This window comes from Mycobacterium seoulense (assembly GCF_010731595.1).
Lineage (GTDB): Bacteria > Actinomycetota > Actinomycetes > Mycobacteriales > Mycobacteriaceae > Mycobacterium > Mycobacterium seoulense.
In genome coordinates this window covers 4703149-4721913 of the sequence record NZ_AP022582.1, presented here as the reverse complement: position 1 = coordinate 4721913, position 18765 = coordinate 4703149, and the positions used below count along the sequence as shown (strand labels likewise).

The following is an 18765-nucleotide window of genomic DNA, read 5'->3' as shown; positions in this document are numbered from 1 at the left end:
CCCTTACTGTTGCGTTTCACCGGACATCGCGGCCTGACCCACCAACGGGTTGACCAACTGCACGTAGGTCGGACTGTCGCTGTCGCCCAACAAGATCGCCCGCCCGGCCGGCAAGCGGCCGAACCGCTGACCGCGGATCTTGCCGCTGTCCTGCGGATTGCCCGCCAGCATCAGCGTGGTGGCCTGCAAGTCGTTGAAGCGGCGCAGCAGCGGATTGGTCATCAGGGCGTGCCCGGACCCGGTGGCACGTGCCGTGACGATCACCCGCAGCCCCAAATCGGCCGCCTGCGAGAGGATTCCGATCAGCGGGCTCCACGGTCGCTGCCCGACGTAGGGGCCGCTCATCGCCGGCGAGTCCGGTATCTGGTCGACGTCGTCGATGATCAGGTAGTGGGTGTGGCCCGCGTACGTCCAGCGGGCCAGCTCGCCGGGCGACAGCCCGGCCGGGGGACGCCGCGATTCGATGATGTTGGCCAGCCCCAACATCGCCGGGATGATGCGGTCGATGTTGGCGGTGTACTCGTTGTCGGCGAACAAGGGCTCGTCGACCAGATGCAGCCGCCGATCCAGCACGGTGAAGGCCGCCTGGTCGGCGGTGGAGTGCTCGCGGATGGTGCGAATGATGTGGCGCAGCAACGTCGTTTTGCCCGACTTGCTGTCGCCGAGCACCATCAGCAGCGGCTCGTCGGCGAAGTTGACGACGACCGGGGCGAGGTCCTCCTCACGCTGGCCGATCACCACCTGCTCCGGCCCGCGATAGAGCGCGCCGACCGCCTCGGGAGCAAGGTTGGTCGGCAGCAGCCGCACCGGCGGCGCGGCCATGCCCGGGTAGCGGGCGTTGAGCGCGGCGATCTGGTCCAGCTCCGGCGCGGCGAACAAGAAGTGTTCGGCGGCCATGGTCAACCCGCGGCCCGGCTGGTCGTGCGGCACGGCTTCCGCGGGACGCCGCAGCGCACCGACGAGCCGCACGTTGCTGTCCCGCGGATCGTGCAGTTTGAGCTCGAGGCGCAAACCGAGGCCGTCGCGCATCGCCAAGGGCACCTCGAGCCAGCTCGGGGTGGTGATGACGACGTGGATGCCGTAGGCGAGCCCGACGTTGACCAGCTCGGTCACCTTGGCCAACAACGGATTCCGGGTGTTGAACTGATCGGTGTTGTCCCGGCCGAAGGCGTACAGGTTGTCGATGACCAAGAACACCTCGCCGTACCCGTCGTCGGGGGCGGCGCCGTGCCGGTCGCGGAACACCTCGCGCCGCTGCCGGGACAGCAGCAGTTGCTCGAGCTCGCCGAAGGTGCGCCGGATGCGCTCGGGTTCCAGCGCGGAGGCGACGCTGCCGACGTGCGCCAGGTCTTCCAGCGCCCGCAGCTTGCCGCCGCCGTAGTCCAGGCAGTAGAACGTGACGTCGCGCGGCGAGTGCAGGCTGGCCGCCGACAGGATGAACGTCTGCAGCGCGGTCGATTTGCCGGACTTGGGGCCGCCGTGGATCACCATGTTCCCGGCCGACGAGGTGGCGTCGAACACCAGTGGGTCGCGGCGCATTTCGAAGGGTTTGTCGATCTCGCCCAGCGGCCACCGCCACTGGCGCTGCGGCACCCCGGCGCGCCCCAGCATCGCGGTCAGCGGGATCGGCTCGTCCAGCGGCGGCAGCCACAGCTGCGGGGCCCGAGGCCCGTAGCGCGCCAACTGGTCACCGATGGTGGCGATCAGCTTGCGCGGGGGCCCGGTGTGCTCTTCGTCGTCGGCGGTTGAGATCACCGTGTCCTGATCGGGCTCGACGCGCCCGGCCGTGAACAGCTTGGGCTCCGGGGCGGCGTGCACCACAAAGGATTTCGCCTGCCGCGGCGGCTCGTAGATGCCGTCGACGTAGGTGCTGCGAAATTTGATCGGGGCCGCGCCCGGGGCTGGCACCAGAAAGCCCACGCCCTTGTGCTCCTTGCCCGATTCGATGTGGTAGGCGTCCTCCACGCCGATGATCTGGCGGGACACGCTGGGGCTGGCCACCTTCAGCCCGATGCGGTAGGAGGTGTTCTTGTCGATGTCCTTGATCTTGCCCACGTCCAGCGTCTGTGACGCGAACAGGATGTGGATGCGGAACGAGCGGCCCTTGCGCGCAACGTAATCGAACAACTCCGCGTATTCCGGGTGGTCGGCCAGCATCAGGGTGAACTCGTCGGCGACCACGAACAGCGTCGGAATGGGCGGCAGGTCATGCCCGGCCGCGATGGCGCCCTCGTATTCGACCACCGAGTTGAACGCGCTGCCCTGGACGCGGCGCCCGGCCTCGCGCAGCAGCGTCTCGCGGCGGGCCACCTCGCCGCGCAGCGTGTCGGCGAACCGGTCGGCGAGCGATTTCTTCTCGGCCATGTTGGAGATCACCGCGACGACCTGCGGGAAGTGGCGGAAGCTGTCGGCGCCGGCCTCACCCTTGAAGTCGGCGTAGATCACGATCAGCCGGTCCGCCGAATGAGTCGTCAACAGCGACAACAGGATCGACATCAGGGTCTGCGACTTTCCGGAGCCCGTCATACCGATCATCAGGCCGTGCGGGCCCATCCCGCCCTCGGCCTCGTCCTTGAGGTCGAAGAACAGCGGCTCACCGGTCGCGGTGACGCCGATGGGTACGCGCAACTCGTCGTCGCGGCGCCGCGGCGCCCACATCGTGGGGACGTCCAGCCGCGAGGCGTCGGGAATCCCCAGCAGTGTGGTGAAGGTGGCACCGCGGGTGGCCGCCGAGCGCAGACCGGTGTGGGTCGGGTTGGAATCCCAGCGCGCCAGTTGGCGCGCCAGGTGGGCGGCCTCGTCGGCGCCGAACCGGTCGGCCTCGTCGATGTAGGGCTGCCAGCCGCCGGTCTGCCAGCGCTCCAGGGCCCCCGCTCGGCTGCCCTCGCCGATGACGCGCAGGATCGGCCTCTCCGGGTCCGAATACTGCTCGCGGTGTGGCGGTGTCGCGCCGCGGTGCACGACGGTGACGCCCGCCCGGCCCAGGGCCAGCGTCGAGGTGTTCAGGTCGAGGTCGGGGTCGTCGACGACGATCAGCAGGTGGCGCAGCGTGTCGGCGGGCGCGCCGGTGAACGCCGGGCGGTCGACGAACGCGGGGCCCAGCAGCAGGACCAGTTCGTCGGGGTTGGTGGTCAGCAAGCGGGCCGGCCCGACACCGTCGAGCTCGCCCGGAACGTCGGTGTGCGGAAGCCATTTCAGCCAGGACCAGTCGGGGCTCTCCAGGTCGCGGGCGACCAGCGCCACCCCCAGCACCGTCGGGTCGTGCCACGTCACCGCCTGGGCGATCCACGCGCGCATCGCCGCCCGCGCGTCCTCCGCCTCGCCCAGCACGGTGATCCGCGAGACCTTGGTCAGGTCGATTCCGGTCGGCACGTCGCGAACGACGCGGTGGGTGTCGATCAGGCTGCGTAATGCGCTGTGCGACACGGGTTCCAGGTCGATCTCGTCGGCGGTGTCGTTGACCCGCAGCGCCGTGCTCAGGGGAACCTGGTGGCGGCCGGCCCGCACCACCAGGAAGTCCGGGTCGTGCGGGTCCCGCTCCCACTGCCGGCGCGAGCCGGACACGCTCGCCAGGACCGTCGGCGTGGGGTGCGACCATTCGGCGGCGGCCCGCTGCTGGGCGGCCTGGGTACGGATGTTGTCGCGGACCACCGACAGGTAGCGCAGGTAGTCGGCGCGTTCGGCGTCGACCTCCTCGGTGCGCGCCTTGTTGTCGTTGCCGCGATACATCGCGGTGGCGGCCAGCAGCAACACAAACGGGAAGAACAGCGTCTGCGGGGAGATCAGCCGCATCCCGGTGGCGAAGAGCGCGACGACCATGCCGACGATCAGGATCACCAGCACGTAGGGCATCGCCCGGCGCAGGAACGACGGCGGGATCACCCGCGGCAGCTCGGGCGGCGCCTCGATGTTGATGGTGCCCTTGCGGGTGACCGGCGGCGCCAGCCGGCGGCGGGCTTCGAAGATGAGTCGGCTCATCGGGGCGCTCCCTCTGCTGATGCCACGCGGCCGGGCTTGGTGTCGGGCGCCAGCCCGTCGTGCGCGAGCAGCGCGTCGGCGCGCGACAGGGTGGGGCCACTGGCGAACAGCGACAGCACCGACCACGGGGCGGGCACCGCCGGCTCGCTCAGGCCAAGGGCCTCAACGGTTTTGCCGCGCCCGGCGGCCGAGCTCTCCGCCTCGTTGTCGATGCCGTAGCGGACCCCGGTGTCGGACACCCAGAACAACGACCCGGTGCCGGGCGCGCCGGCACCGCCGGTGACGGTCTGGGCGAAGTATCCGGTGCCCGGGGCCAGGGCAACGCGGGTGGCGGTGGCCGCGGAGGCGCCGACCAGGTCGACGGTGCGGATCGACTCGGGCACCGGCAGCGCCGAACCGGCCATCAGGCTCAGCGAGCTGGTGGCGGCGCCCGCCGGCTTGCTCCAGTACGCGCACGTGACGGGGTCTTTGGCTGCGTCCACGAGGGTGACCTGCTGCTCGGGATAGCGCGAGGTGTCCAGCATCCGCGACACCGGCAGCTTGGCCACGGCGTCGGCGCCCAGCCGCGGCGGTTGGTCCAGGCCATAGGAGTTGGTGTTGCGCAGGATCGCCGCGAGCACCGGGGAGATGGGCTGCAGGCCGTCCGGCAGCACCGCGTAGTAGCGCAGCGCGCCCGCCGAGTTCTGGTCCAGCGCATAGGAAACCACGACCGCCCCGATCGGCGCGGGCACGCTGAAGCCCGCCGGGGCGCCGGCGTTGGGGATGGCCGGCGCCGCCAGCGGCGGCGCCTCGGGGATGGCGTTGAACAATCCCAGCGCGATGGGCCGGGGCGCGGGGATGTCGGAGTTGTTCAGCCCCAAGCCAAGCGCGTTGGTGACCGCGTGGTCGGCCAGGTTGATCTGGCTGCGCCTGCCGTCCCACAGCAGCCAGGTGCCGTTGCCCTTGTCCGTCGGGAAGTCCACCAGGATCGCCTGTTTGGTGTCGAGCTTGGCGGCCCGCGCGCCGCTGCTGTCGGGGCGGCCGGCGATCACCGTGACACCGGTGCTGTGCACGGCGTGCGCCGTCCCGCCGATGCCGTCGCACACGGTCCAGTTCGCGTCGCGCGTGGTGTTTTGCACCATGCGCTCCGGCGCGCCCGGAATGCCGATCAGGTTGCCGCGCGGAAAACGGTCCAGCTCGGTGCTTTTCACCGTGGCGGGGTTGACCGGCTTCCCGGCGATCAGCCGGGCCGAGGTCAGGTTGAGCACCGGGTGCAGCTGGTCGCCCACCCGCACGTACAGGGCGGCGGTCGACCGGTCGGCGAGTACGGCGTTGGTGCCCGCCGTCCCGTTGGGCCGGATCAGCGAGAACACGAAGCAGCCCGCCAGGCCGGTGGCCAGCAGGACCACGCCCATCAGCACCGCGCGCGACTGGGTGCGCAACGGGTCGACGAGCATCCGGGTGTCGTGCAGGGCGATGCCGGAAGCGATGCGCCGCATCACGAATCGCCAGCCGCTGACCTGGTGGCGGGTGACGAAGCCGCGCCGATACTCGACCTGGTCGGGATTGTCGTTGACCGGGGTACGCGAGGCGAACGAACGCCGGTCGTCCGATTCGGGATTCGTCATGCCGGCACCGACAGGCCGAGGCCGCGCAACAACGGCTCCACCGAGTTCTCGACGTCTTGGTCGGTGATGGTCATCAGCTCCTCGTCACTGAATTCCCCGGTCCCGGCGTGGTCCGAGTGGTCGAGCCGGAATTCGCGTTCTTCCTCGGAGCGCTCGACGATGTTGCGGACGAAGCGACCGTTGCCGGCGATGTCGAGGTTGCGCCGCGAAATTCCGTTGGCGTCCGGTGTCGACTCGGTGGCCAGCTTGGTGAACAGCGCCTCCATGTGGTCGAGCGCGGCCTGTTCGAAGACGCTGTCACGCTGCTCGGCCATCTTGGTCGCGATCTCGACGAGCTCCGACGGTGCGTAGGAAGGGAAGTCGATGTTGCGGGTGAACCGGGACCGCAGGCCCTCGTTGGTGTCCAGGAACTTGTCGAGGTCGGCACGGTACCCGGCGATGATGACCACCAGCCGGTCGCGGTCGTTCTCCATCCGCGCCAGCAGGGTGTCGATGGCCACCAGCCCGAAGTCGTTCTTGGCGCCCGTGGCCACCAGGGCGTAGGCCTCGTCGAGGAACAGCACCCCGTCCAGGGCGCTGTCGATGATCGCGTTGGTCTTGGCCTCGGTCTCGCCGATGTGCTGCCCGATCAGGTCGGCGCGGTGCACCTCTCGGATGTTTTCCCGCTTCAACAGCCCAAGGCCGCAATAGATCTTGGCGACCACGCGGGCGATGGTGGTCTTTCCGGTGCCGGGCGGCCCGGCGAAGACCAGGTGGTGGGCGCGCTGCGCGACGGCCAGCCCGCGCTGCTTGCGCACGAGTTCCATGGCCACCGAGCTCTTCAGCCGCGACACCTGGTTTTTGACCTCGTCCAGCCCGATGAATTCGGCGAGCTGGAGTTCGGCCTCGTGCAGCAGCACCGACTTGCGTTCGTGGGCCGCGGGGTCCACGAAGTCCTCGGCACTGGGCTCCGTGTCCGGGTCCCAGGGGTCGGTGCGCGCCTCGATTCGGGCCGCGGTGGTGGTCACGATCCCAAAGCTGGTGTCGGACAGGGCCTGCTCGATCTGTTCGTTCTCCGGATGGGCGGCGTAGAGGTCCTGCAGCACTTCGCTCGCCGAATCCTCGTCGACGTGCGCGCGCAGCACGAGCGCCTTGGCCAGCGCCCCGTCGACCGCCGCCACCGCGACGGGACCGTCGGGTTCCTCGAGGTAGGACAGCGCCGGGGCGAACATGCCCAGCCGCGCCAGCGCGGTGCCCAGCGCGATCCTGGCCGCGTGCGAGAAGGCCTCGTCGAGGTCGGCGTCGTTGACGACCGGCGTCAGCAACTTGACGACGTCCGACCACCGCTCGGCGCGGTAGTTGACGACGACGGCGACCCAGCGGGCTTCGCGCCAGTTCGGGCGCCGCGCGGTCAGGCCGGTGACGATCCGGTCGGCATCGGCCAACCGGCCGGCCGTCCCCAGGGCCGCCGCGTAGGCCAGGTGGAAGTCGTCGGGCGTGACGGCGCGAAACTGCAGATACAGGCCGGTGTCGTAGCGGAAGCCCAGCGCGCCGGGCGCCAGATCCACCTTCCGCTGCAGCGTGCCGGCCGTCGGCGCGGTCTGCGAGACCGCCTCCAGCACCCGCAGGGACGCGTCGCCGGCGGCGGCCAGCCCGGTCCAGGCGTCGCACTGATCGTGGGCGATGCGGGTCAAGGCGGTGAACCCGGAGCGGGCGGCGGCCAGGTCGGCCGGGCGCTGGCGCTGGTAGACCGAGAGACCGAGCGCGCGGCAGCACGTGGCGAACCGGCTGACGACGTCGCCGTCGACCCGTGCTTCGACCCGGGAATTGACGGGCTGGGCGGCGAGCACGCCGGTGTCACCGAGTTCCACGGCCACGCCTCTCCATTTGTGTAGCCTCCCCTAACCTAACGCGCCTGAAGTTAGCATTGCATAAGCTAAGTGTCGAGGCGCGCGGGCCCGTTCGACTCACCACGCCACTCCCCGTTCTACGCCGCTGATGCGGAGATTGAACCCCATATTTATCCGCATTTCCGGTTCTTTCCCGCCTCTTCGGGTTGGCAGCCCGCTGTCAGCCCCTCCTAAGCGGCCGAGCTTATCGAAAACCATTTTCATTAGCAATCCGAGGCTCCGCCCCGCCGATCGCCGGCCAGCGTGGCGCTGCGGGAACGAACACGCAGCCAGTAGTCGTCCGCCGCGGCCCAAAAGTTCCGGGCCCCGCTAGTCCGGCTCCCACGAGCCCGGCAGCATCGGTAGCGCGGGCCCGCCGCCGAACTCGTCGCCGGTCAGCGTCGCCAGGCCCGCCGCGTCGGCCGGGGCCTTGCTCGCCGTTCCGGCGAAACCCAGCGTGCCCGCCCCCCGATCGGACGCCGCCGTCGCGGCGAATGGTGCCGGCTCGACGAACCCGTCGGGTGCCGTCCCGCCGTCGGAGTCGACGAACTCGTACCGGTAGCCGCGCTGGTGCTCGGGCATCGCCGCCTGACGGCGCCGGCGCGCCCGCCGCTGCTCGCGCGCCACCGCCGCGGCGGCCGCCGCGGCCGCGGCCGAGTCCGGCTTCGTCGCCTTGCGTTGCGCGCCGGCGCCCATGCCCGTGCCGGACCCCAGGGTCGGCCCACCGACCAGGTAGGGAAAGGCGCCGCCGCCGATGCCGGGCGGCGCGGTTCCGGTGGCCGGCACCGTCGTTGACGCGGGCGCCGGGGCGGAGGTCGGGGCAGTCGACGGTGCCGGGGCCGTGGCCGCGACACTCACCGGCGCGCCGGCGGCCACCGCGGGCATCTTCGGGGCCTGCGGTACCGGCGCGGGGACGGCGGCGGGCGCGGAGGCCGGTTCGGGCTGGACCGCGGTCAGCCCCACCAGGCCGACCAAGCCCGCCGCGGCCCCCGCCGGCAGGGCGAGCGCGAACGCCGCGATTTGGGGGGCGAACGCCTGGAAGGCCTCGATCGCGTGGCTGAACTCGTCCACGATCAACAACCAGATGTCGCGCAGCAGCTCCGTCAGCGCGGCCGACGGGTTCTCGGGGAACTCCTCGAGGTCTCGTGCGATGGTTTGGAAGATCTCGGTGAATCGGTTGATCCACCAGCTGAGCTGGTACGGGTTGCCGCCGTCGTTGTCGACGATGCCGGTGTCGTCGGGCTCGTCGCCGCCGTCGCCGCTGCTGTCGGCCTGCACGATGGCCGGCGCCGGGTCGGTCTGCGGTGTCGAGGCCACGGCCGCGGTCGATACCGCCTGATAAGTGGACATCGTGGTGGCGGCCTGGACCCACATCCGCGCGTAATCGGCCTCGTTGAGCGCGATCGGGATGGTGTTCACACCGAAGAAGTTCGTCGCCACCAGGGCGCCGTGCGTCGCGTGGTTCGCGGCCAGCTCCGGCAACGTCGGCATGGCGGCCAGCGCCGCGGTGTAGGCCGTGGCCGCGGTCTCGTGCCGGGCCGCGGCCGCCGCACTGGTGGCGCCGGCCCGCGTCAGCCATGCCAGGTAGGGCGCGTGGGCGGCCACGTACCGCTCGGCGGTGGGCCCCTCCCACGCCCCGGCCTGCGCCGCGGCCAGGGTCGCGGACAGCTCGTCGGCCGCCGAGACGTAGGTCGTGCTCAGCGAACTCCACGCGGCCGCGGCGGCCAGCAGCCCGGCCGGCCCGGGACCACTGCTCAGCTGCGTCGAATGGACCTCCGGCGGCAGCGCCATCCACACCGGCGCGGTCATCGTCGGCCGCCGGCCGGGCTATCGAAAAAAGCGTGCAGCGTCACGCCAGACTCCTCGCCGGGCTGAGATCGGCGCCGCCCGGGCTGTTGGGCGGCGCACCGATCAGCCCGGTAGTAGTCGCAGGGCGGCGCGCGAAAGTTCCGGCGCGCGCTCAACTCATGGAGAACTCATCGGGAGCCCGACCGCAGCGGGTCAGGCCTTGACCGCGCTCACCAGGGTGTTGCGGGCGACCATCGGCCCGGCGTCGACGTCCGGCCCGGGCACGGGCCTGCCGTTCTGACGCAGGAAGTCGGCCAGCGGGGTGCCGACCGCGGTCCATCCCCGCTCGCCGAACCAGTCGGTGGCCGGCGCGATCCGCTCGTTGTAGACCAGCTGATAGAAGGGCCGCTCGGCGCCCTCGGCCATGGCGGCGCGTTCTTCCTCGCGTTTCTTTTCGAAGTCGTCCTGGTCGAGCGGCGCGCCGTCCTCGACCCCGACGTGGCTGCCCGCGGCGGCCAGGCCGTCGATGCCGGTGAACAGCTGCTCCTGCGCGGCGGCCGGAAGGTAGATCAACAGGCCCTCGGCGATCCACGCCGACGGCTTGGCGGCGTCAAAGCCGCTGTCACGCAGCGCCTGCGGCCAGTCGTCGCGCAGGTCAACGGCGATCTCCCGGCGCTCCGCCTTGGGCTGGGCGCCCTGCCCGGCGAGCACCTCGCGCTTGAAGTCGAGCACCTGTGGCTGGTCCAACTCGAAGATCGTGGTGCCGGCCGGCCAGTCCAGGCGGTAGGCGCGCGAATCCAGTCCGGCCGCCAGGATGACGACCTGCCGCACGCCCGCGGCGGCGGCGCGACGGAAATACTCGTCGAAGTATTTGGTCCGCGCGCCCTGGAAGTTGACGAAGTGCTCGCCGAACTCGGCCGTCGTCAGCTCGTGATCGGGGGCCCTGCCGTCCAGCACGTCGGCCGCCCAGCCGCCCACGGCGCGGCAGAACACCTCCGCATAAGGGTCGACGGCCAGCGGGTCGGGCTTCCGCGCCTCCAGCGCTCGGGCCGTCGCGACGAACAACGCCGTCGAACCGACACTTGTTGTGATATCCCAGGTATCGCCTTCACTACGCACGAATTCGACATTACCGGCGCCCGGTGTCGGGCGACGGCGCCCACCGCCACGGCGTCAGCGGATTTGGTTGCTGAGCTTGGGGACCAGCGCGGTGTTGAGGTACGTGGTGGCCGCGGGGCCGCCGGCGTTGAGGGCGGCTATGGCGGCGGGGTCGTCGACGATGACCAGCGTGCCGCCGAAAGTGGTGTATCTGGCGGGCAGGCCGGCGTATCCCCCGCCGCCGGCCGCGGGGTCGGTGCGCAGCAGCAGCATCACGTCGCTGCGTTGCGAGATGTAGTCGGCGTCGTTGATGTTGAACGGGACTTCTGCGGGTCCGCCGGGGCTGCGTTTGTAGTGGGGGTTGTAGGTGAAGCCCACGCCCTCCAGGTAGCCGCTCGGCGGCGACGGGTCCGCGGCGGCCGTCGTGGTGGTGCCGGTGTAGTTCACGACGAGGACGGATTTGCCGGAAAAGCTGCCGTGCTCCGAGCGGATGGTGTTCTGCTGGGACTGCGCCGTGTCGATCAGGGTTTTGGCCGCGTCGGTGCGGCCGAGCGCGGTGGCGATCCAGTTCAGCTGCGTCTGCCAGGTCCAGTCTCGGGTGTCGTCGGCGGGCCGGGCGAGAGTGGGCGCGATCGCCGTCAACGCGTTGTAGGTGGGTTGGTCGATGTCGCCGGTGTCGATGATGAGGTCGGGTTTGGCGGCGGTGATCGCGGCGGTGTCGGCCGCCGCGAACACCGGCGGGGACGAGTGGATGAGCGGTTGCAGCCAGTTCGGCACGGTCGCGTTGGCCGCGTTCATGAGGACGGGCTGGGCCCCCAGCGACAGGACTGCATCGGGATCGCCGGGTCCGAGCGCGGCGATGGCCAGCGGGCGGTGCTCGAGTTTGAGGGTGCCGAATTTGGTGGTGAGGGTTTGTGGTTCATACGGGCCCAGTCCGCCGCTGGTGCGGCCGAACAGGTGAACGCCCACGACCGTGGCGACGGCCAACGCCGCGACAAGAACGGTCGCCGCCACGATCAGGCGGGTGCGTCTGCGCCGCTGGGCTTGGGGCGATGGCCCCGGCCCGCCGGCCAACGGGTGCATGCCCGAAACCCATTGGGGCGCGGGATGATTCGTGGACCCGGCCACCCCGGGGTGGTAGGCGGGCCACCCCGGCGCACCGGTCGCCCCCGGAGGCACGGTTGGCGGATAGGTCAGCGTGGGATTGGTCGGATTGCCTGCCGGTGGCCCGCTGGGGCCGGTGGCCGGCGGCGCGGGGTTATTGGTGAGCGCGGCGGCGGTGGCCGCGGCCAGTGCGCCCGCCGTCGGGAAGCGCTCGGCGGGGTCTTTGGCCAGCGCCCGGGCGATCACCTCGTCGATCTCGCGGGGCAGGGCGGGGTTGATCTCGGTGGGGCGCGGGACGGGCCGCATCAGGTGTCCGGCCAAGATCGCCGACAGTGAGTTGTCCTCGTAGGGGCTGCGGCCGGTCAGCAACCGGAACAGGGCGCATCCCAGCGAGTAGATATCGCTGCGGGCGTCGGCCGGGCCGCCTTCGATGGTCTCCGGTGCGGCGTAGGCGGCGGTTCCGACCATGGAGCCCGTGGCGGTCAACGCGGTTGCGTCATCGAGGGCACGGGCAATGCCGAAGTCGGCCAACAACACTCGTTCATGGTCGCTGCCGGGAGCGGAGATCAAGAAGTTGCCGGGTTTGATGTCGCGGTGCAGCACCCGCCGGGAGTGGGCGTAATCAAGTGCGGCGGCAACGTCGGTGATGATGCGCACGATGCGGGCCGGGGTGAGGTTGGCGCGGTCCAGATCGTTGGCCGCCGTTCCTTCGACATACTCCATGGCGATCCACAGGTGTCCGTCGTCGGTTTCGCCGCGGTTGTACACCCGCACGATATTCGGGTGATTGAGGGTGGCGGCCAAGTCGGCTTCGCGGGTGAAACGGACCCTGAATTGGCGGTCCACGGACAGCTCGGCGGACAGGATCTTCAACGCGTCGCTGCGAGGCAGCGTCGGGTGGCGGGCCAGGTACACCGTGCCCATCCCGCCGGAACCGAGCACACCTTCGATGCGGTATCCGGCGATGATCGTTCCCACAGCGAGCGGCATCAGGCGCTCATTTCCCGGTGAGCATGCGATATTGGGCGGCCATCATCTGGTGCAGCGCATTCTCCTGTTCGTTTTGCATCTCGTAGGCGTAGCGATCCGCGCGCGCCACACACCAGTAGCCCAACGCCTCGTTGAAGCACTTCGCCTTGGGCATGCCGCTGATCCCGCCCACTTGGTGTGGCCCGGACATGTCAGCGACGATCCGCGCCGCCGCGCCGGCGTCGGGCGTTTGATAGACCGTGGTTTCCAGGGCGTAGGCGACCTGCTGCACGTTGGCGGATTTGAACAGTGCCTGTAGGTGAACCGGGTTGTCGGTGGCCACATGCAGCGCGCCGTGCGGGTCATAGACGCCGTCGCTGATCGATTCGTTCTCCTGTCGGGGTGCCAGGGTGCGTGCCATCAGCCCGTCGGGGTCCAGCGGCAGCTGGGCCAGCTGATCGCGCGGGGTGGGCTTGAAGGCGTCGATCGAGGGCTGCTGCAAATCCAGTGTGGTGGCGATCAATTGGGCTGCGATATCGGCATTGTCCGACGATGTCCCCGTTTGCGCCAGCACATATTGACCGTGGGCACTCAGGGCGGTCACCGAGAACCGTGGACCGCCGGGGTCTGGGTACCGCGCGGTCCACTGGTAGGTCAGCGCAGCAGTTTCGGGGTGACGTGGGATCGAAAACGGCTGCGTGGGAATGGGTTTGGTTTCGAAGGGCATTGTCAGGGCCGCGCCCTTGGCGGCCATGGCGGCGGTCGCGGCGGTCGCGTCGGCCGGGGTGGCCAGCTCCAGCACGATGTTGAGCAGGCCCTTGTAGGGGCCCTTCTCGGTGTGCCGCGAGCTGGAGAACCCGGCCAGTAGGTTGTGGCCGCCCAGGCCCTCGCCGATCGGGATGCCCAGCAGCGAGTTGACCGCGTCAGCGTCCTTGACCACGCCCGAATCGACTTGGGCGTAGTCGATCAGGTCGGGGTCGGCCTCCCAGGGGCCCACGACGGCGCCGGCCAGGCGGCGTCCTTCGGCCCAGCCGCCGCGCAGCCCGTCACCGGCGGTGCCCAGCGGGTCACGCGGGGTGGTGGGGAAGTTCCCGGCATCGAGCAGGGCGAGGTCGACGCCGTCGGCACTGTCGGCCCCGGGGGCTTTGACAGCGGTCCCCGCGACCGTGGAACTGCAGGCGACCGTCAATGCCGCGGCCGCGGCGGCGAGGGCCCACTGGCGGACGCGGCGCGTCATGGCGCGGTCAACATCAGGTATTGGGCGGCGACGATCTGGTGCGCCTCGAGTTCCTGAGCGGCAGTGACTTTGAACGCATAACGATCGGCGGTGGCCACGCACAGATAGCGAACGGCGCCCAGCTCGCCGATATCGGCCCCGCGGTCGAAGCAGTGCGCCGCGGGCAGTCCGGTGATTCCGGGGGCGGAGCGGTAGCCCAGGAAGGGGACGTCGATGCGGGCGAGCCCGTCGGCGGCCCGCTGGGCGCCGGTGATATCGACCGCCTCGTAGACGGTGGTGCGGTCGGCGGCGACGCGGTTGATTCCGGCGTCGGTGTACACCGCCTGGGTGGCCACCGGGTCGGACCGGAAATGCAGTGAGCCGTGTGGTGCATAGACCGCGGCCTGGTTGACGCCGGGGTCGGTGGCGGGCACGGTGCGGGCCAGCAGTCCGGTCGGGTCGGCGGGCAAGGCGGCCAGCTGGTCGACGGGCGTGGCCTGGAAGTGGTCGGCCATCGGGCCTTGCAGGTCCAGCGTTTTGGCGATCATGTCGGCGACCGCGCTCGCGCTCTCTTTAGAGCCCGCGAACTGGAAAAGTACGTAGGGGCCGTGAGCGGTGAACGCTTCGGCCTCAAAGCCTCCGGACAGGGGGGCGACGTTGGCGATCGTGTTGGGGTGCTGCGGGATTGACAGCCGGGTGGCCGGGATGTTGCCCGGCCGGATGGTGGCCAGGTCGGCGTCCGCCATGGCCGCGGCGGCGTCCGTGGCGTCTTGCGGGCCGGGGAAGCGGAACACCCCGTTGTCCAGGATCTTGGGTTTGTCAGCGGGGGGTTGCCCGCGTGGTGGTGGCGGGGTGGCGCGCCCGCTGACGAAGCCGGCCACGAAGTGATGCGCGGCGGCGATCGCGGCGATCGAATCACCGCGCACCAGCGCCGAGAGCCGCCCCGGCTCGGGAAGGGCTGTGGTGGGCGCTATTTCAGCGCTCAGTGGGCTGATCATCGTCCCGTCGACCTGCCAGGGGCCGGCCACCATTTCTGCCATCCGCTGGGCTTCGACACGGCGCCCGGCTGCGTCGTCGGCGACGGTGCCCAGCGGTGGGCGCGGCCGGCGCGGGTAGTTGCCCGGGTCGAGCAGCGCCGCGTTGGCCGCAGCCGGCGCCGGGCCGCCGGACTTGACGGCGCTGCCGGTCACCACCGTCGAACAGCCGCCCAGCGCGGCCATCACGGCCAGCGAGGCGATCAGCACGGCCGGCCGTCGCACCCGGGCGCGGATTCGCTTCTCCTCCGCACGCATTCGGTGCCGGTCGGCTCCGGCGGCACCGGGGTCGGTGCTGTCGCGCGGGCGGCCGATCCTCCGGGAGCGGCCGCGCGGCGCGTGCCCATCCCCCATCCCTATCCCCTCGTTTCGGCGCCCCACTGCCGGCCACCCGTGGCGGCCCCGACCAGACCAGCAGAATGGTAGTCGCTCCCACCAGCGCATCAGATTCGTTCGCCGATTTTGTTCAGTTCAGCGGGCGGTGACGCGCTGGGCCATCCGGGTGGCGATGGTGATCGCTTGATCGGTGCGGTTGTCGCCGCAGCTGCGCACGTCGATGACGATGTTGTTGCGTGCGGTCAGGGCCCGCTGGCACTGCCACCCCCGGGCGCCTTCCTGAGTGTTGGTGATGCTGAGCATGCCGTCACGGTTGGTGGCGGTGCCCGCCATCCAGATGCTGGTGGGTTCTCGGTGGACGGTCAGGCGCAGGCTGGCGCCGTTGCATCTCGGCCAAGCCTGCGCCTGTTTGGCCGCGAAGTCGTCGGCCGCCTTGGCGGTGGCGAAGTAGATCGCGGCGCTGTGGTTGAGGTGCCGGGCGCCGACGGGGTCTTGCAGCGACTGGGTTCGCACGCCGATCCAGCCGCTGCCGTCCAGCTCCGATTCGAGTGCGGGAGCTTGGATCTCGCCGCATTCGGGCCGGTCGGTGCTCAGGCCGCTGTAGGCCCCGTTGTCGTTGGCCGAGTCGGGTGAGGGTGCAATGTCGGTGGCGCCCTCGATGCTGTTGATGGTTGCCACATCCAGCATCAGCCCGGGCAGCGCCGACAACGGCACCGTGGGCGTCTGCGGTGCCGGGCCCGGGTCGATCGGCGCCGCGGAAGTCGTCGGCGCCGGCATCGATGTCGAGGTCGCCGTGTCGTCAGGGCTGCCTGCCACGTTGATCGCCAAACCCGCGACCACCAGCGTCACCACGACCGCGGCCCCTACGGCGATCTGCACCCAGGTGGGTTGACGCCGCCGGCGCGCCGGGGCGAACGCGGGCGGGTAACCCGGCACAGGCCCCCAGGCGTGCATCGCCGCCGGCACCGCGGGCGGACCCGCGATCCCGAACGGCCGGCGGGGCAACACCGTGGTGACCTCGTCCCCGGGGGCGACGGACGGTGCCGGGGCGGGTCGGTACGCGCTGCGCGGTACCGGCGGGACGCTTCCCGGGGCGGGGTAGGTCGTGGTGGTCATCGGCGGGTGCGGGTGGTCGGGCATGGGGGCGTCCTTCGGAACGAGGTGACTGCGGGGTGGGGCGACCGCGAGGGCGGCGGACCGGTCCTGACGGCCGTCGGGTGCAACGGCGTTGTCGTGCATAGTCCCGATTGAAACACAGCGCTCGGCCTAGTGCAACGTTTCTAAGCGTTGCACTGCTCCGTTTTTATTGCTAGCGTCTGCGTCGTACCGCACGAGCCGGCAGGAGGACCGACATGAGCGCTGTTTCGCGGACACACCAAGGTGGGCCGACAACCGGCGCCCCGAATACGGGCAGCGCCGGGTGCAGACCGCGCTTCGCGCCCACCGCGCGCTGGGCACTGCTCGCCGCCGTCGCGCTCGCTGTGGTGCTGAGCGGCTGCACCACCACCGCCACCGGACACCCCGCCGCGGCCCCGGACCTGGGCCACTGGCAGCCGGCGGCGATCCTGCCCCAGAACCTGGCCGATCTGCTGCTCAAGGAGACCGAGGTCAACGCGATCGGGCACACCACCGCCATGGCAGTGCGCAAGCCGGTCTCGCGGATGTGGCACGACGAGAATATGGTCTCCAACCCGGGCTGCCTGGGCATCTATTCACCCGCCGAAGCCGCCGACTACCAAGGCAGCAACTGGACGGCGGTGCAAGGGCAGATACTCGATGACGCCGCACCCGTCGCTCCCGAGCACGCGCTTGTGCAAGTGCTGATCGGCTTCCGTGACGCCGATTCGGCCCGGCAATTCTTCAGCCAGGCCAAGACACGCTGGACTGGGTGCGCCGACCGGTCGATCACCGTCACCACGCCCGGCCACGCCCCCGTCACCTGGGATCTCGGCGCGCCGCAGGCCACCGACACCACGTTGGCCAGCATGCAAACCCAGCCCGGTGGCCGCGGCGCACCCTGCCAGCGCGCCATGGGGCTGGCCAACAACGTCATCGTCGACGCCCTGTGGTGCGGGTTCGACACCACCAGCGAGGCGAGCGACATCGTCTCCAAAACCACCGCCGCGATCTCGCAAGCCTGACCCACCGCTCGCAACGGCCTTGCGCCGTGAAATCCGAACCGCCCCACCCATTACGGAGGAAAGATGTCTGCGCCGCACCCCGCCTATCGGCAGCCCTACGCCCCCTGGCAGGCCAACTACCCGGCCCCACCCGGCAACCAGCCGCTGTTCCGGGTACGGATCAGGAAACACACCGGCGCGGTGGTGCTCATGTTCAACCAGACCTACACCGTCACCGGAACATTCGCTCAGTGCGAGGCCGCACTGCACGACGCGCTGTTGCATAACCTGCTCGCCGGGTGGTGGAGTGTGGCCTCGATCCTGGGCTGGAACTGGATTGCCTTACTCGAAAACCACACTGCGCGAAGAAATCTGCGCCGCCAGGCCGCCCAGGCTCATGCCACCCGGATCGGGACGCCGTGGGCACCGTCCCCGGCGCCGCCGGTGGGGCGTTAACTGACTGTCAGCTGCGCGACGAGGTTTTCGATGGCCCGTGTGGCCTCGGGAGAGATCGCGCGCTCGGCTTCGGCGTCTTCGAGGGCGGATACCGGCAGCCCGGCGCCGTTGGCCGCCTCCTCGAGGCTCAGTTCCGCCCGGTGGCGGGCGCCGTAGAGCCGCTGCCCCAGCGTGGCCGCCGGCGAGGCCGCCGCCCGCCTCATCAAGTCGTTATAGCTGCGCCGCACGCTGCTCAGCGCCAGGATGACGGACGGGCTGCCTTTGGCGTTGCGCGCCGCGCTCGATGCCAACCTTTCGAGCTTGCGCAGGTCGGCGAGGATTTTGGTGGCCCTGGGGGTGAAGTCGGGATCGGTCGGCTCGGGCAGGTCAGCGACGGCGGTGGTGAGGGTGTGCATGGCCAGTTCCACCGTCTCGGCCATCAGCGGCGCCTGAACGGAGTCGGTCAGCACCTCGGTGGCCTCGTCGCCGGCAGCCCGGGGCGGGGCGATCCTGACCGCACCGCCGGCCGGCGCCGGAACCGCCCCGCGGCGGATGCGCGTGATGTGGCCCGTGGGCCAGTCCAACACCTTCTCCAGCCGCTCCAGCGTGCTGCGACGCGGCCAGCTGCGGCCCTTCTCGAAGTTGATCAGGGCGCCCGCGTTGATGATTCCGTCGCGGTCCAGGCTGCGCTGGGAGATCCCCAGCTGCTGTCGGCGCTCGGCGACCGCGCCGCCCGCGCGGATGACGCCCGGGTCGCTTTGGCCCTCCCACCACTGTTCGTCGTCGGAGTCGAACGGGCGCACGACTTGGGTCGACTCCTCGCCCGTCACCTCCGACGGGTGCTGCGGGGTCAGGCTCACGGCCACCCCGTCGGGCGCGCCCAGATAGATGGTGGTGGCGCCGGTGAGCAGGACCGAGTTGCGGCGTATCCCGTCGACGAACATCCCGTTGGTGCTGGTGTCGAAGGCCTGCCAGCCGTCGCGGTGCGGCTCGAGCCGCACGTGCGACCGCGAGATCCGCTCGTCGTCCACCCGTACCGCGGCCCCGGCGTCTCGACCGATGACGGCGACGCCGGCCGCGGGGTCAAGCGTGTGGGTCGCCTGCCCGACCCGCACGGTGAGCGCGGTCGTCGATTGGCCGGATGTCACGTAGCGCTCCTCGGTCGGGGGGCCACTGCTGCGGTATGACCCAATGCATTACCGGTGATGCTAC

12 protein-coding genes are annotated in these 18765 nt (G+C 70.5%); 2 read left to right on the top strand and 10 right to left on the bottom strand.

Features of this window, described 5'->3' with window-relative positions:
- Positions 1–3 precede the first annotated feature (3 nt).
- The 9 genes from eccCa to G6N37_RS21815 form a co-directional block, all read right to left on the bottom strand.
- Positions 4–3978, bottom strand: coding sequence for a type VII secretion protein EccCa (gene eccCa, locus G6N37_RS21855; protein WP_163683498.1), 3975 nt, complete (start codon positions 3976–3978; stop codon positions 4–6).
- Positions 3975–5585, bottom strand: a complete 1611-nt coding sequence (eccB, locus tag G6N37_RS21850; protein ID WP_163683497.1) for a type VII secretion protein EccB — start codon at positions 5583–5585, stop codon at positions 3975–3977. The genes eccCa and eccB overlap by 4 nt, the downstream gene beginning before the upstream one ends.
- Entirely contained in the window at positions 5582–7435 is a 1854-nt protein-coding gene (eccA, locus tag G6N37_RS21845; RefSeq protein ID WP_163685367.1) for a type VII secretion AAA-ATPase EccA, read from the bottom strand. Before eccA ends, eccB begins: the two co-directional genes overlap by 4 nt.
- 348 nt (positions 7436–7783) lie before the next feature.
- Positions 7784–9262 (bottom strand): PPE family protein, encoded by a 1479-nt coding sequence (locus G6N37_RS21840; protein WP_163683496.1) that lies wholly within the window; start codon positions 9260–9262, stop codon positions 7784–7786.
- A 192-nt stretch (positions 9263–9454) separates the two neighbouring features.
- Positions 9455–10360 carry a class I SAM-dependent methyltransferase gene (locus tag G6N37_RS21835; RefSeq protein WP_163683495.1) on the bottom strand — a complete coding sequence of 302 codons (906 nt, stop codon included), beginning with the start codon at positions 10358–10360 and terminating at the stop codon, positions 9455–9457.
- Between the two features lie 54 nt (positions 10361–10414).
- Positions 10415–12433, bottom strand: a complete 2019-nt coding sequence (locus G6N37_RS21830; protein WP_163683494.1) for a serine/threonine-protein kinase — start codon at positions 12431–12433, stop codon at positions 10415–10417.
- A 7-nt stretch (positions 12434–12440) separates the two neighbouring features.
- Complete coding sequence (locus G6N37_RS21825; RefSeq protein WP_163683493.1) at positions 12441–13649, bottom strand: DUF7373 family lipoprotein; 1209 nt, start codon at positions 13647–13649, stop codon at positions 12441–12443.
- Positions 13646–15016 (bottom strand): DUF7373 family lipoprotein, encoded by a 1371-nt coding sequence (locus G6N37_RS21820; RefSeq protein ID WP_232075140.1) that lies wholly within the window; start codon positions 15014–15016, stop codon positions 13646–13648. The genes G6N37_RS21825 and G6N37_RS21820 overlap by 4 nt, the downstream gene beginning before the upstream one ends.
- A 117-nt stretch (positions 15017–15133) precedes the next feature.
- Positions 15134–16237, bottom strand: a complete 1104-nt coding sequence (locus G6N37_RS21815; protein ID WP_163683492.1) for a sensor domain-containing protein — start codon at positions 16235–16237, stop codon at positions 15134–15136.
- Positions 16238–16350: 113 nt separating this feature from the next.
- On the opposite strand from G6N37_RS21815, the gene G6N37_RS21810 reads away from it, so the two are divergent.
- Positions 16351–17139: a sensor domain-containing protein gene (locus G6N37_RS21810; protein ID WP_163683491.1), complete on the top strand. Its 789-nt coding sequence runs from the start codon at positions 16351–16353 to the stop codon at positions 17137–17139.
- Positions 17140–17202: 63 nt separating this feature from the next.
- Complete coding sequence (locus G6N37_RS21805) at positions 17203–17574, top strand: hypothetical protein (protein ID WP_174813866.1); 372 nt, start codon at positions 17203–17205, stop codon at positions 17572–17574.
- Here G6N37_RS21805 and G6N37_RS21800 read toward each other — a convergent pair.
- Positions 17571–18701: an FHA domain-containing protein gene (locus G6N37_RS21800; protein WP_163683490.1), complete on the bottom strand. Its 1131-nt coding sequence runs from the start codon at positions 18699–18701 to the stop codon at positions 17571–17573. The two genes, G6N37_RS21805 and G6N37_RS21800, sit on opposite strands and share 4 nt — an antisense overlap.
- Between the last annotated feature and the right edge of the window lie 64 nt (positions 18702–18765).

Bases quoted from the DNA above. Each gene is read 5' to 3' on its own strand.
- eccCa (WP_163683498.1), bottom strand. From the start codon at position 3,978: ATGAGCCGACTCATCTTCGAAGCCCGCCGCCGGCTGGCGCCGCCGGTC.
- G6N37_RS21830 (WP_163683494.1), bottom strand. From the start codon at position 12,433: ATGCCGCTCGCTGTGGGAACGATCATCGCCGGATACCGCATCGAAGGT.
- G6N37_RS21825 (WP_163683493.1), bottom strand. From the start codon at position 13,649: ATGACGCGCCGCGTCCGCCAGTGGGCCCTCGCCGCCGCGGCCGCGGCA.
- G6N37_RS21840 (WP_163683496.1), bottom strand. From the start codon at position 9,262: ATGACCGCGCCGGTGTGGATGGCGCTGCCGCCGGAGGTCCATTCGACG.
- G6N37_RS21805 (WP_174813866.1), top strand. From the start codon at position 17,203: ATGTCTGCGCCGCACCCCGCCTATCGGCAGCCCTACGCCCCCTGGCAG.
- G6N37_RS21810 (WP_163683491.1), top strand. From the start codon at position 16,351: ATGAGCGCTGTTTCGCGGACACACCAAGGTGGGCCGACAACCGGCGCC.
- eccB (WP_163683497.1), bottom strand. From the start codon at position 5,585: ATGACGAATCCCGAATCGGACGACCGGCGTTCGTTCGCCTCGCGTACC.
- G6N37_RS21820 (WP_232075140.1), bottom strand. From the start codon at position 15,016: ATGGGGGATGGGCACGCGCCGCGCGGCCGCTCCCGGAGGATCGGCCGC.
- G6N37_RS21815 (WP_163683492.1), bottom strand. From the start codon at position 16,237: ATGCACGACAACGCCGTTGCACCCGACGGCCGTCAGGACCGGTCCGCC.